At 67.6% G+C, this 13131-nt stretch carries 9 protein-coding genes; 1 reads left to right on the top strand and 8 read right to left on the bottom strand.

What is annotated here, in order from left to right:
• Positions 1 to 28 precede the first annotated feature (28 nt).
• The 8 genes from AC1DVU_RS12375 to AC1DVU_RS12340 all read right to left on the bottom strand — a co-directional run bounded on the left by AC1DVU_RS12375 (position 29) and on the right by AC1DVU_RS12340 (position 12464).
• Positions 29 to 3688, bottom strand: coding sequence for a LamG-like jellyroll fold domain-containing protein (locus AC1DVU_RS12375; RefSeq protein WP_476922741.1), 3660 nt, complete (start codon positions 3686 to 3688; stop codon positions 29 to 31).
• 16 nt (positions 3689 to 3704) lie between these two features.
• Positions 3705 to 5633, bottom strand: coding sequence for a glycoside hydrolase family 127 protein (locus AC1DVU_RS12370; protein WP_476922740.1), 1929 nt, complete (start codon positions 5631 to 5633; stop codon positions 3705 to 3707).
• Positions 5630 to 7636: a glycoside hydrolase family 31 protein gene (locus AC1DVU_RS12365; RefSeq protein WP_476922739.1), complete on the bottom strand. Its 2007-nt coding sequence runs from the start codon at positions 7634 to 7636 to the stop codon at positions 5630 to 5632. The genes AC1DVU_RS12370 and AC1DVU_RS12365 overlap by 4 nt, the downstream gene beginning before the upstream one ends.
• A gap of 31 nt (positions 7637 to 7667) precedes the next feature.
• Entirely contained in the window at positions 7668 to 8486 is an 819-nt protein-coding gene (locus AC1DVU_RS12360) for a carbohydrate ABC transporter permease (RefSeq protein WP_476922738.1), read from the bottom strand.
• A complete protein-coding gene (locus AC1DVU_RS12355; RefSeq protein ID WP_476922737.1) occupies positions 8483 to 9433 on the bottom strand; it encodes a carbohydrate ABC transporter permease in 951 nt (316 codons plus the stop codon). Before AC1DVU_RS12355 ends, AC1DVU_RS12360 begins: the two co-directional genes overlap by 4 nt.
• Before the next feature lie 27 nt (positions 9434 to 9460).
• Positions 9461 to 10714 (bottom strand): sugar ABC transporter substrate-binding protein, encoded by a 1254-nt coding sequence (locus AC1DVU_RS12350; RefSeq protein WP_476922736.1) that lies wholly within the window; start codon positions 10712 to 10714, stop codon positions 9461 to 9463.
• A gap of 72 nt (positions 10715 to 10786) precedes the next feature.
• Positions 10787 to 11791, bottom strand: coding sequence for a LacI family DNA-binding transcriptional regulator (locus AC1DVU_RS12345; RefSeq protein WP_476922735.1), 1005 nt, complete (start codon positions 11789 to 11791; stop codon positions 10787 to 10789).
• A 115-nt stretch (positions 11792 to 11906) separates the two neighbouring features.
• Positions 11907 to 12464 carry a YbhB/YbcL family Raf kinase inhibitor-like protein gene (locus tag AC1DVU_RS12340; RefSeq protein WP_476922734.1) on the bottom strand — a complete coding sequence of 186 codons (558 nt, stop codon included), beginning with the start codon at positions 12462 to 12464 and terminating at the stop codon, positions 11907 to 11909.
• 42 nt (positions 12465 to 12506) lie between these two features.
• Between AC1DVU_RS12340 and AC1DVU_RS12335 the strand changes: the two genes are divergently transcribed.
• A complete protein-coding gene (locus AC1DVU_RS12335; RefSeq protein ID WP_476922733.1) occupies positions 12507 to 13130 on the top strand; it encodes a class I SAM-dependent methyltransferase in 624 nt (207 codons plus the stop codon).
• Position 13131: the final 1 nt, after the last annotated feature.

The following is a 13131-nucleotide window of genomic DNA, read 5'->3' as shown; positions in this document are numbered from 1 at the left end:
GAGGAGAACCGCCGGCCCCAGCTCGGGCTCAGCGTGAAGTCAGGGACTTCTTGTCGCTGAGCGGCGTGATGCTGATGCGGTCGATGTTCGGTGCGAACTTCGACCTCAACAGCTCGTCATATTGATCCGACGCGTACGTCTTGCCGTCGAAGTTCGGCAGCTCCTCGGACGCGAAACGGATCGTGTTCTCTCCCTCGACCAACGTCACCGGGAACGAGAGCTCCCAGAAGTTGTTCTCGTGGAAGCTGTGCGGGAACCACACACGCTTCGCTTCGCCGCCGTTGATCGACACATCGGCGTGCCGGGCGAGCGGGTCGGGGTTGTAATGAGTGGCCGGGGACTGCTCCGGGTTGGAGTAGCGCACCGTGACCATGTCGACGCCGGCCTTGGCCGCCGTGACCTTGAAGGTGAGCGTGTTCCCGTTGCCGGGCGCACCGCCGATGCCGGTCACGGCCTTGTTGCCGCTGGCCAAGGAGTACGTCTTGGCCGTGGCGTCACCCGCGACCGTGGCGTCCTCCGCCTCGTACGACTTCGTGGGCAGCGCCCCTGTCGAGTCCTCGACGCCCAGGCTGTCCACGGCGAGCGATCCGCCCAGACCGGTCAGGACGACCTTGTTGACGCCTCCGCGCAGGAACACCTTGGCCGCCGGGACGTTCCCGGTGACTGTCGCGATCGGCTGGTCGTTGACGGTCAGCCTGGCTGCGCCGATGCCGGCCGCCTTCACGTCGAGCGTCGCCTCGCCGTCCTTGGCCGAGTAGACCCAGAACGTCGCCGAGCCCTTGGCGCCCAACGGGACGGTGCCGGACCCGGACACGGGCTTGCGGTCGTAGACCGGCTTCGCGCCCTTGAGCACGGCGTTCTCCGCCTCGTAGATCGACTCCGCCGCTGCCGGATTGGCCAGCGAGAGGTCCATCTTGTCGATGATCGCGTCGCCCTTGGTGGACTTGCTGCCGTCGAGGCTCTTGGCCGCCAGCGAGATCGTGTGGTCACCGGCGGTCAGCTTGACCTTGGCGTCCGCGTGGTCCCAGACGACCCACTTGTAGCCCAGCGGGAGGAACATCTCCTGCTCGGCCGCTCCGTCGACGTTGAGGAACACGTTGGTGGGGCCTTGGTCGGCGACGAAGGAGTAGGTGTTCAGCGAGTTGGCGAAGACGCTCAGGTCGTACGTGCCGTCCTTCGGCACCGAGACCTTGAAGCTGAGCACCCCGTCGGAGCCTGTGCGGAGGCCGCCGACGTCGTATCCGCCGGAGGTGTAGAACTTGCTCACGTCATTCGGTGAACCCTCCGGACCGTTCTTGGTGTAGCCCCCGCCCTTGTAGCTGGCGTCCTCCGCCTCGTACGTCTTCTGCCACAGCTTCGGGGCCTTGGACGGCGAGGTGGTGTCCTTGCCCGGCGTCAGGATGACCTGGTACGCCGACGACTCCTTGAGCACGGGCAGATCGCCCTCGCCGAAGTCCAGAGCGACGCTGCCGTTGGTCACCGCGGCGTCGTACTCGGCGACCGTTGCCGGTTGTGGCGAGTCGCCCACCTGCCCGGTCCACGGGATCTCCTGGACCAGGACGTGCGCGTTGCTCCCGAACTTCGAGGTGTCGACGTGGTCGAACTGGACAGCGCTCTTGCCAGCAGCGCCGCCGATGATCGCACGTGCCTGGCTCTTCGCCGGGTCGTACGTCGCGACGCCTTGCAGCGTGTAGTTGGCGTTGGGCTTCGGCGGCGTGACCGAGACCGTRTGGCCGGTCATGTTGCCGTACGCATTGAGCAGCCACCACTGGCCGTTGCCGCGGTTGGCCTGCACAGCGGAGTCGCTGAGGTTGCCGTCGATGTTCCAGTACGCGATGTCCGCGTCGATCTTGGAGTCCTCGATCGCGGAGACCCACTGGATCATCTGTCCGGGCACGGAGGTGTGGTAGTTGAAGGCGTACTCGTTGACGTTGATCGGCAGCTTCTTGCCGTCGTACGCCGTGCCGTCGAACGCGGTCTTCTCCCACGTGCGGTACTTCGCCACGTTGGTGCGGATGCTGGCCGGGTTGCTGAGCTCGTGCCACGTCATGACGTCCGGGACGGTCTTGGCCTCGACGACGTGCTTGAGGTAGCCCTGGATCTGCGTGTAGAGGATGCTCGTGTTCGGACCGGCGATGCGGGCGTCGGGCATCTTGCCCTTGATCAGCGCGTAGACGTCGTCCCAGGCCTTGAAGTAGTCCTTGGGGTTGTCGAGCCAGCTGACCTTGTTGTAGCTCCACTGTCCGGTGCCGAACATGTTGCCCTCGGGCTCGTTGAACGGCACGAACACGACGTGCTTCTGGTACGTCTCCGGCAGCGACAGGACCTGGTCGACCTGCGTCGCGATCTTCTTCTTGAAGTCGTCGAGCTTCGCCTCGGGGGTGTCGCCGGGCCACTGGTAGGGGAACCCGCGATAGATGTCGGTCATGTAGATGTAGGTGTCGCCGCCGGTGCTGTCGGCGAGCGGCTTCACGACCTCGAGCGCGTCGGCGCCGGGGTGCTGCGGGCCGTCCTGGGCCTTGGTCGACACGGTGCGCAGCTTCATGCCTTCCAGCAGGTTGCTGGTGGGCACGCCGTCGCCGTAGACGCCGTAGAGGGTGCCGGAGGCGCCGCCGTGGAAGTCGCCGGTGTCCTTGGCCAGGTCGATCGTCACCTGGTTGGGCTTGGTGACGGTCACCTCAGCGGTGATCGCCTGACCGCCCGCGGTGCCGTTGACCGTGAACTGGCCGAGGGACGCGTACTTCGACGGGTCGATGCTGTCCCACGTCGCCGGCACGTTCCGGTCGAATCCATCGCTGTACGTCGCGCGGATCGTCGCCGGCAGGCTCGGGGCCTCACCGATGTTGGTGCGGACGTCGAACGAGGTGTCGGCGAGCTTGGTCAGCGTCGGGACGCTGTCGACCAGCTGGGCGACCTGGTCGGCCGACAGCGACGAGCTGTAGACCTGGAAGTCGTCCAGGACCCCGCTGAACAGCGGATCGGCGCTGAACTGCGACTTGCCGATGTAGCCCGCGCGGGTCGCGGAGCTGTTGAGCAGCTGCGCGGCCGTGACGTCGGTCGTCGCCTGGTCGACGTACGCGCCGTCGAGGTAGAGCGAGATCCGGTGCTTGGCGGTGTCGAGGGTGACCGTCACGGTCTTCCACGAGCTGGCAGGCAGTCCGGCGTACCCGGTCGTGTACGCCTCGTTGTTCGGGGGAGCGGCCTTGACCGCGGCGCGGAGGTTGCCGTCGCCGTTCGTCGGAGCCGCGAACAGGTAGTGGTTGGTGTCCTGGCCGATGTCGAAGATCCGCTGCCAGGAGCCGCCCGAGCCGTCCCACTTGACGCGCGCCGAGACCGTGAGGTCGGTCGCTCCGGCCAGCAGGCTCTTGGGCAGGTCGACGTACGCACCGGTCGAGGTCTGCGCGCCGCCCGGCAGGTCGAGCGCCGAGTCGTCCGCCTGCGCGCCGGGGACGACCGTCGCCGTCGCCTTGTTGACGATCGTGGCGTCGAGGCCGTGTCCGGTGCGGTCGACGACCTTGCCGTCTGCCAACGGATCGCCGTCGAAGTCGTAGTGGGCGACCAGATGATCCGGGTCCGGGATGGCCGACGCCAACGAGGCGTGGGCCGGGTTCGAGACCAGGGTCATCGCGGCCAGCGCCGTCGCGGCTGTCACCGCAATTCCCCTGACCCCCCGATTGAGCTGTTTCATCGTGACTCCATTTCCCTTAACTGTTGGTGGAACGTGGTCGGTCGTCGGCGAGAGCCGGCGTCCAGACGCGCATGGTGGACGGACCTCGGTTGGCCCACTGGTAGTACGGCCGGAACCTCACGACCGAGGGATCGTCGAGCCGCTTCTGGTCGACCGGGAACTCGGCGCCGAACGGGAGGGTGCCCTCGGCGCCGACCACCTCGGTCAGCAACGCAGACACGTCTGCGCCGCCGCCCTCCGCCGGACGTACGTCTGCGGGGTCGATCGTGATGTCGTTGACCGTGATCCCGTCGGGGAGGTCGATGTCCTCGACCGCGAGCACGAAGGGACCCCGCTCGATCGCCACCTGACCGCGAACCGCGTCGATGCGCGGATCGGGCTGGGTGACACGGGGCGGCATCGGCAGCTGGAGCACGAACGGGCTGCCCGCCGGTCGTGGCCCACTGATGACGACGGTCTCACCGGACGCCGCGACCCGTTCGAGGCCGTCGGACAGCACCGCGGTGCCGCGCGCCCAGGCCGGCACGCGGAGCGTCACGGCAGATTGCGCGTCGAGGTCGTCCAGCAGCGTCAGGGACACGGACTGCTCGTACGGATAGCCGGTCCGCACCTCGATGCCCACCTGCGAACCGCTGCCCAGCTGCGCGCGGATCGTCACGTCGCCGTACTGGTGGATGTGCAGCGCGCGCTCCGATGCGCTCGCGAAGTACATTCCGACGTTGGCCAGCGTGCGGGCCACGTTGGTCGGGCAGCAGGAGACCTCGAACCACGGTGCCCGCAGGCTGGCGAGGGCTCGCGCGCTGTGGTGGTCCTCGTCCGGCACGGTTCCGGCGACTCGCTGGTGGAGCGTGTTGACGTAGAAGAACGCCTTGCCGTCCGCCCGCGGCGAGCTGATGACGTTGTTCAGGAGCGTGCGCTCGATCAGGTCGGCGTGCCGCGCGTCGCCGGTGGCGAGGAGCAGCCGCCAGCTGAGCATGACCGACGCGATGCCGGCGCAGGTCTCGGCGTACGCACGGTCCGGCGGCAGCTCGTAGTCGTCGCCGAACGCCTCGTCCTGGTGGTGTGCGCCCATGCCGCCGGTCAGGTAGGTCCGCCGGGCCACGGCGTGCTCCCACTGCCGGCTGACGGCCTCGAGCAGCTCGTCGTCGCCGCGCTCGACCGCGACATCGACCGCTCCCGCAGCGAGGTACAGCGACCGTACGGCGTGCCCGCGCAAGCTGTCGGCGTCGCGGATCGGGACGTCGTCCTGGAAGTACGCCGCGCCGAACTCGATCTCGCCGAGCGTGCCGTGGCCGCGTCGCTCGACGAAGCACTCGGCGAGCTCGAGCAGCTTGCCGGTTGAGCCTGTCGAAGCCCCACCAGTCGCCCGGTAGAGCTCGACGAGCGCCAGCTCGATCTCCGGGTGGCCGCACACCGCGTTGCGGCCACCCGGGCCGAACTCGGCGTAGACATGGTCGGCGAGCACCTCGGCCACACGGGGGAGGTCGCTGTCGATCCCGGCTCGGATCGCGGCGGCGGCGGCCTGGAACAGGTGCCCGAAGCAGTAGAGCTCGTGACCCCACTCCAGGTCGGAGTAGCGAGGACGCTGGCCCGGGTGGCCGAACGCCGTGTGGAGGTAGCCGTCGTCCTCCTGCGCCGCCGCGACCCGGGCGACCAGGTCCTTGTACTGCGTCATCAGGCCGGCAGCCGGCTCCCGCCTGAGCTCCCAGGCCATGGCCTCGAGCAGCTTGTAGACCTCGGAGTCGACGAACTCGACGCCCGCGTGGGTGAACGCTCCGCCAGCCGCGGCAGCGTCGAAGTTCCCGACCCAGCCGATGCGCTCGACCCAGTGCAGGCAGTGCTGGATGATCGACCGCTCGTTGAGCTGCTGGTAGTCGCCCCAGAACCCCCCGTCGATCGTCAGCTCTGAGGGCGTGAGCGGACGCAGCGGCGTCGTGATGGTCACATGCTCTCCAGCACGGCGGACCCGTCGATGACGAAGACCGGGATCGAGGTGATGGGTGCGTCGGCGACGTGGGTCGAGCCACCGTCGAAGACCTCGCGCGTACGTACGTCGACCCAGCGGTGACCCGCCGGCAGGTAGACCTCGCGCGACGTCGCTCCTGGCTCGGTGACGGGCGCGACGAGGATCGAGTCGCCGAACATGAACTCGTCCTCGACCTGCCACGCCTGGGCGTCCTGCGGGTGGTCGACGAACAGCGGCCGCATCGGCGGGAGGCCCGTCGCAGAGGCGATCTCCATGTGCTGGTGGATGTAGGGGCGCAGGCGCTCCCTCAGGTGCAGCAGGTCGGAGATGATCTCGTACGCTTCGTCGCCGAAGGACCAGACCTCGTTGGGTCCGCCGGTCTGGGCGTAGCTGGTCGGCGTACGCGGGTCGCGGTCGCCGTGCAGCCGGAAGAGCGGGCAGAAGACGCCGAACTGGAACCAGCGGACCATCAGCTCCTGGTACGCGGGGTCGCTCGCGTCGCCGCCGTGGAACCCGCCGATGTCGGTCGTCCACCACGGGATGCCCGAGATCGCGATGTTGAGTCCTGCCCTGACCTGCTGGGTCAGCGACAGCCACGTGGCGGGGATGTCGCCGGACCACACGGCCGCGCCGTAGCGCTGCGAGCCGGCCCACGCCGAACGGCACAACAGCACCGTCGGCTCCTGCCCGGCCGCCGCCATGCCCTCGGCGAACATCCGGGCGTTGTCGCGCGGGTAGATGTTGGCCACCTCGGCGCCCGGCCCGGCGTGCAGCACCAGGTTGGCGGGGTGGGCAGGGTTGAGCTCGGGCTCGCAGGCGTCGAGCCAGAACACGCCGATGCCCAGGTCGAGGTAGTTCTGCTTGACCAGGCCCCAGACGTACTCCCTGGTCTCGGGGTTGGTGGGGTCGTAGAACGCCAGCGGCAGGGGAGTCGGCATGCCCTTGTCCTGGATCGTCTGGTGGAACTCGACGCCCTGGTCGGAGCCCACGAGGAGGCCGCCGTCGCGGTAGTCGGCGAAGTTCTCCGACAGTGGCGAGACCGTCGGCCAGATCGACACCATCAGCTCGATGCCCATGCCGGCCAGCTCGTCGACCATCGCCTGCGGATCGGGCCACTCGGCCTCGTCGAACCGGTAATCGCCCATGGCGGACCAGTGGAAGTAGTCGGTGACGATGACCGACATCGGGAGCCCGCGACGACGGTGCTCGCGGGCGACGCCCATGAGCTCGTCCTGGTCGAGATAGCGCAGCTTGCTCTGCCAGAAGCCGCTGGCCCACTCGGGCAGGTCCGGCACGTGGCCGGTGGCGTCCGCGTAGCTGCCGAGGATGTCGGCCGGCGTCGGCGCTGCGCTGAACCAGTAGTCGAGGCCGCGGGCCTGCGTTGCGGTCCACCGGGTGATGTCGTCGTTGAACTCCGCGCGGCCGATGCCGGGCATGTTCCACAGCAGGCCGTAACCGCGGCTCGACAGCACGAACGGGATGTTGACCTCGGCGTTGCGCTGCACCAGGTCGAGGGACAGGCCCTTGAGGTTCAGCCGCCCGTGGGTGCGCTGGCCCATGCCGTAGAGGCGCTCGTCGGGATAGGCGTGGAACTGCTGGTGGATCTCGTACGCCCCGGCGCGGTTGCCCTGGAACACCCGCGAGCCCGGCATCCAGAAGTGCTCACGGCTCTCGGCCAGCAGCTCCTCGCCGGTGCTGGTGCGCAGGAACCTGATGAGCGGTTCGGGGTATGCCTGGTGCCTCGGGAACGTGACCTCGACGGTCGCCTCGCCGTGGATGAGCAGGGCGATGTCGTCCTCGATCTTGATGATCGGGTCCTGCGTGCCTTCCGGTACGTCGTCGAGCGCGCCGACCGAGGACGTGGGGATCGCGAACTGCGCCGCGCGTACGCGGACAGAGTCCTTCCCCCAAGCCTCGATGCGCAGGCGCTCGTGACGGTGACGGACCTCGAGGGCGGAGCCGTCGGTGCGGAACATGTTCATACGGGTGGAACTCCTGTGCTGGTGGGTTGGGTCAGTCCTTGACGGCGCCTGCGGTGACGCCGGCTGCGACGTACCGCTGGGCGACGACGAGGAGGAAGGCTGCAGGAACCGAGGCCACGACGGCGGTCGCCATGATCGAGTTCCACTCCTGGTTGTTGTTGCCGATGTACTTGTAGATGCCGAGCGTGATCGGCTGCATCGTTCCGCCGCTGTTGAGCGTGCTGGCGAAGATGAAGTCGGACCACGCCCAGAGGAACGCGAACAGCGAGACCGTCACGACGGGATTGCGGCTCACCGGCAGCACGATCGAGACGAACGTGCGCCAGCTGCCGGCGCCGTCGAGCTTCGCCGCCTGGATGAGCTCGTCGGGGATGCCTGACATGAACGCCGTGAAGATCAGGACGCCGAAGGGGACGGCGAGCGTCGAGTCGGCGATGACCAGGCCCCACCAGGTGTTGATGATCCCGACGTTCAGGAAGATCGAGTAGAACCCCATCGCCATGATGATCCCGGGGATCATCTGCGCCATGAGCAGGATGAACGTGAGCGGCCGGCCACCGAGCGGGCGGAGCTTCGCCAGCGAGTACGCCGCGGGTGCTGACACGGCCAGCGTCAGGGCCACCGTGCCGATGCCGATGGCCAGGCTCGTGGCGAGGTAGGGCAGCTGGTCGTTGAGCACGGCCTGATAGCCGCTGAAAGTCGGGTGCAGCGGCACCAGGTAGGGCGGATCGCGGCGCATGTCGGACGAGTGCATGAGCGAGACGTTCAGCATCCAGTAGACGGGGAACAGCATGAGTGCCGTCAGCAGGATCCCGATCAAGGTCTTCGCAGTGCTTCTGGTGGTGGTCATTGCGCAGCCTCCCTCTGGAAGCGGATGTAGAGCAGCCCGAAGAGCAGCGCCACGATGATGAGGAGGTTGCCGACGGCTGCGCCGGGACCGAAGTGGGGGACCAGCGAGCCGAAGCCGAGCTGGTACGACCAGGTGGACATGGTCGTCGACGACGTTCCCGGCCCGCCACGGGTCATGATCCAGATGATGTCGAAGACCTTGAGGGTGTAGACGAAGCCCAGCAGCAAGGTGATCGCCGAGACGGGCCTGAGCAGCGGCAACGTCACGTGCCGGAAGGTCTGCCAGCTGCTGGCGCCGTCGAGCGCTGCGGCCTCGAAGAGGTTGTCGGGGATGTTCTGCAGGCCGCTGTAGAGGATCACGAGGTTGAACGGGATGCCGATCCAGATGTTCGCGAGGATGACCGCGACGAGGGACCAGGTCGGCGACGTGAGCCAGTTGATCTCCGGGAGGCCGAACGCGCCGAGGGCGGTGTTGACCACGCCCGAGTCGCTGTTGAGCATCCATGACCACGTGGAGGCCGAGACGATCATCGGCAGCAGCCACGGCACGAGGAACAGCGCACGAAGCGTCGACGAGAGCCGGAAGTTGTTGTTGAAGAACACGGCGAGCGCGAGCCCGATCACGTACTGGAAGGCGATCGACACGAACGTGAAGATCGCGGTGTGGATCACGGCCGGGCCGAACGTCGGGTCCGCGAAGACCTCGCGGAAGTTGTCGAGCCCGATGAACGGGGCATCGCCGGAGACGAACGACCGTACGGTGTAGTCGCGCAGGCTGAGCTCGAGGTTGCGGTACAGCGGATAGGCGTAGAACGCGATCAGGTAGATCACGACCGGCGCCAGGTAGGCCCAGCCGAGGAGACGGGGGAGGCGAGGGGCCCGGCGCCCCCGCGCCGAGACCTGAGTCTCGACGCGGGGCGCCCGGATGGCGGCCCTGGTGTTGCTCATGATGAAGCTCCAGTCCGAGGGTTGGTGTTACTTGACCTTCGAGGCGGCAGCCTTTTGGGCCGTCTCCATCGCCGACTGCGGTGAATCAGATCCGCTCATCGCGTTCTGGAAGGCAGCCCACATCTGCTCGGAGATGATCGGGTAGTTCGTGCCGAGGTTGTCGCTCGTACGACCCTTGGCATCGCCCACCGCCTTGACCCATGGCACCAGCTTGGGATCCTTGCTCTCCTGCTCCTTCTGCACGTCGGCGATCGGCGCGATGTACGAGAGCGTCGTGTCGGTCGTCAGCAGGTTGGCCGGGTCCGTGAGGCAGTTGATGATCTTCGTCGTCTTGGCGTAGCGCGCCGTGTCCTTCTGGACCGGTGCGGCGACGAACTCGCCACCTGTCGGCACCGGAGCGCCGCCGCCGTCCTTGGCGGGGATGGAGATGATGCCGTACTTGAAGCCCAGCTTCTCGGCGTTGCCCATCTGCCAGGTGCCGTTCTCGACGAAGCCGAACTTGCCGGTCTCGAACTCCTGCCACGCGGTCGTCTGCGTGTTGTTGATGACCGAGTTGGGCGCGTAGCCCTTGGCGAGCCAGTCGTCCCACAGCTTGACGGCCGAGACCGCCTCCGGCGAGGCGAGGTCCTTGAGGTTGGCGCCGGAGCCCCAGAACCACGGCAGGAACTGGAACGAGCCCTCTTCGGTGCCGATGCCGGAGAACGTGATGCCCTTGGCGCCCTCGTCCTTGATCTTGGCGAGCGCCGCATTCAGCGAGGCCCAGTCCGTGACCGAGGCCGGGTCGACGCCGGCCTTCTGCAGCAGGTCCGCGTTGTAGTAGAGCGCGAGGGTGTTGGCGCCGATCGGCACGCCGTACGCCTTGTCGTCGAGGATGCCCGGTGCGGCGATGTTCTCGGCGAACGGTGCCGTGTCGAGCTTGAGCTCATCGGCGGAGGCCAGCACGCCGGCGTCGGCGAGGGTCGAGATCACCGGGTTGTCGATGACGATGACGTCGGGCGATGCGCCCTGCTGGCCGGCAAGGAGCGCCTTGCTGGTCAGGTCCGACGTGTCGTAGCCGGTGCGCTTGATCGTGACGCCTGCCTCGTCGCCACACGACTTGACGAGCTTGACCCAGTCGGAGGAGTTGTCGAACTGCGGGTAGGGGTCCCAGAACGCGAACTGCTTGGCGCTGGAGCCGCCGGAGCCCTCCGAGTCGCCGCCGTTGGAACAGCCGGCGACCGTCCCGGCGAGAGCCAGGCCGGCGAGGGCCAGGCCGAGGGGCCGAAGTCGAGAGTGGGTCATGAGTGGAACCTTTCGTTGTGTCGAACCGGTTCGACGATGGGCGTCGAGAAACGGCGGAGGGTGAGGGTTCTGTTAGCGGGTGCTGCCTCGGTCCACGAGCTCAGCGGCGATGAAACGGACCTCGGGGAGGTCAGTCGTGCCGGGGTTCTGGATGCGTCGCGTGAGCTGCTCGACGGCCAGACGGCCCAGCTTGTCCGGAGAGGACTCGACCGCGGTGTAAGGCAGCGAGAAGCTCCGGGCAAAATCTTTGGAATAGAGGCTGACCACCGAGAGATCGTCGGGGACGCGAACGCCTCTGCTGTGCAGGACAGCGGGCAGGACCGCGACCGACGCGTCGTTGTGCACGATCAGTCCGGTTGCGTTGGGCACGCTGTCGAGGATGCGGTTGAGGCTCTCGTCGATCGCCGGCTGGCGTGACTCGCCGTAGTGAGCCGAGAACTTCATGCCGTGCTTGGTGGCCTGCTCGAGGGCGGCGTCGCGGAACCGCCAGGCGTACGCACCGCCGCGGTCGTAGACATGACGCGGAGGAGTGATCAGGCAGATCTCCTCGTGACCGAGGCCGTGCAGGTGGTCCACGAGGGTGCGCGCCGCGTCGGGGAAGTCGAGGTCGAACACGTCGAGGCCGTCGGTGTCGCCCGGGAGGCCGACGAGCACCCCTGGCTGCCGGGCGGCGCGGAGGGCGGTGAGGCGGGGGTCGTCGTGGGAGACGTCGAGCAGGATCAGGCCGTCGACCATGCCGGACTGGGCGACCCGCGTGAGGGCGGCTGCGCCATCGCTCTCGGTCATCATCAAGATGTCGTAGCCGAGGGTGCGGGCGGACTCGGTGATCGGCAGCAGGTACTGCAGCATGGCGGGCGCGAACTCGTCCTCGTGGAACTGCAGCAGCAGCCCCAGGACCATCGTCTGGGAGGTCTTGAGTGCCCGAGCCCCGGCGTTCGGAGTGAAGTTCAACGACTTGATCGCGTCGTCGATCCGACGCCGGGTCTCGAGCGATATCGTGCGCTTGCCGGACAGGGCGTACGAGACGGTGCTGCGCGACACACCTGCCGCTTTTGCCACGTCTTCGATGGTTGCCACCGGATACACCCTTTCGTAATCGAACCGGTTCGACGAACCGGTTCGATGACTGTAAGGGAGGTCACACCGATGTGGCAAGGGTCACTTCCGAACTTTCTGCATTCGTGCTGGTCAGTCACCCAGAGCGCTCGTATGTACCGACCAGCCGCCCCTGTGCTGTGGCTGCCGACTTGATCGCGGCGAGCGCCTGAGTCGTGTCCGCGTCGTCGCTCAGCCCGGTCAGCCGCGACAACGCATAGACCGTGAACCTGTAGCGATGTGTCCCGCTCGGCGGGCACGGACCGGCGTACGACGCCTTGCCTGCGGAGTTCTTCGCCTGGGTGGCGCCGGAGGGCACGGCGCCCGCCTCCAACCCCGCGGTCTGGGCGGGTATGTCCAGCACGATCCAATGTACGAACGTCCCATTGGGGGCATCGGGGTCGTCGACGACGAGGGCAAGGGCGGCCGCATCCGTCGGGACGTCGGCCCAGGCCAGCGGCGGAGCCTCGCCGTCACCGTCGCACGTGAATCGGGCAGGAATCGGTTGCCGATCCTGGAAGGCGCTGCTGCTCACGGTGATCATGTCGGGTGCCTCCGGGACGGCCTTCTCCTTGGTCGAGGAATCTCCTCCACCGCACGCCACGACGCTCGCCGCCATGGCGAGCAGCCAGATCCTCCTCACGCGAGAAGACACATGTCCAGCGTCCCACCGCAGCGACGCGCCTACCATCGGGAGATGGCCCTCTGGAGCGATCGAATCCTGCCGCACCTCGTCGACCGGGCGTTGTCCACGGGCGATGTCATGAAGGAGCGCGAGCGGGTGTGCGCTGCGCTCGACGGCCGAGTCATCGAGCTGGGCTTCGGCTCTGGGCTCAACATCGACAAGTACCCCGAGGTTGTCGAGTCGGTGGCCGCGGTCGAGCCATCGGACGTCGCCTGGAAGATGTCGGCTGATCGACGCTCCGAATCGCGTACGCCGATCACTCGGTCAGGCCTCGACGGGCAGTCGCTCGACGAGCCGGACGGCTCCTTCGACGCGGCGCTGTCGACGTTCACGCTGTGCACGATTCCCGACGTCGAGCTGGCGCTGCGCGAGGTCCATCGCGTGCTGCGCCGTGGCGGCACGTTCGCGTTCCTCGAGCACGGCCTTGCGCCCGAAGCGGGGGTTGAGCGCTGGCAGCACCGGATGGAGCCCATGCAGAAGGCGGTCGCCGGAGGGTGCCACCTCTCGCGGGACATCGCCGGCCTCGTCAGCTCGGCCGGGTTCGAGATCACCGCGCTGGAGCAGCACTACCTGCCCGGGCCGAAGGTCTCGCGGCCGTGGGGCTACGTCAGCAACGGAACCGCCGTGCGGCGGTGAG

The organism is Aeromicrobium sp. P2_G6 (assembly GCF_056403535.1).
This window is presented reverse-complemented; position numbering and strand designations above follow the sequence as displayed.

Coding starts and splice junctions, on each gene's coding strand:
- AC1DVU_RS12350 (WP_476922736.1), bottom strand. CDS start 10,714: ATGACCCACTCTCGACTTCGGCCCCTCGGCCTGGCCCTCGCCGGCCTG.
- AC1DVU_RS12335 (WP_476922733.1), top strand. CDS start 12,507: ATGGCCCTCTGGAGCGATCGAATCCTGCCGCACCTCGTCGACCGGGCG.
- AC1DVU_RS12365 (WP_476922739.1), bottom strand. CDS start 7,636: ATGAACATGTTCCGCACCGACGGCTCCGCCCTCGAGGTCCGTCACCGT.
- AC1DVU_RS12355 (WP_476922737.1), bottom strand. CDS start 9,433: ATGAGCAACACCAGGGCCGCCATCCGGGCGCCCCGCGTCGAGACTCAG.
- AC1DVU_RS12360 (WP_476922738.1), bottom strand. CDS start 8,486: ATGACCACCACCAGAAGCACTGCGAAGACCTTGATCGGGATCCTGCTG.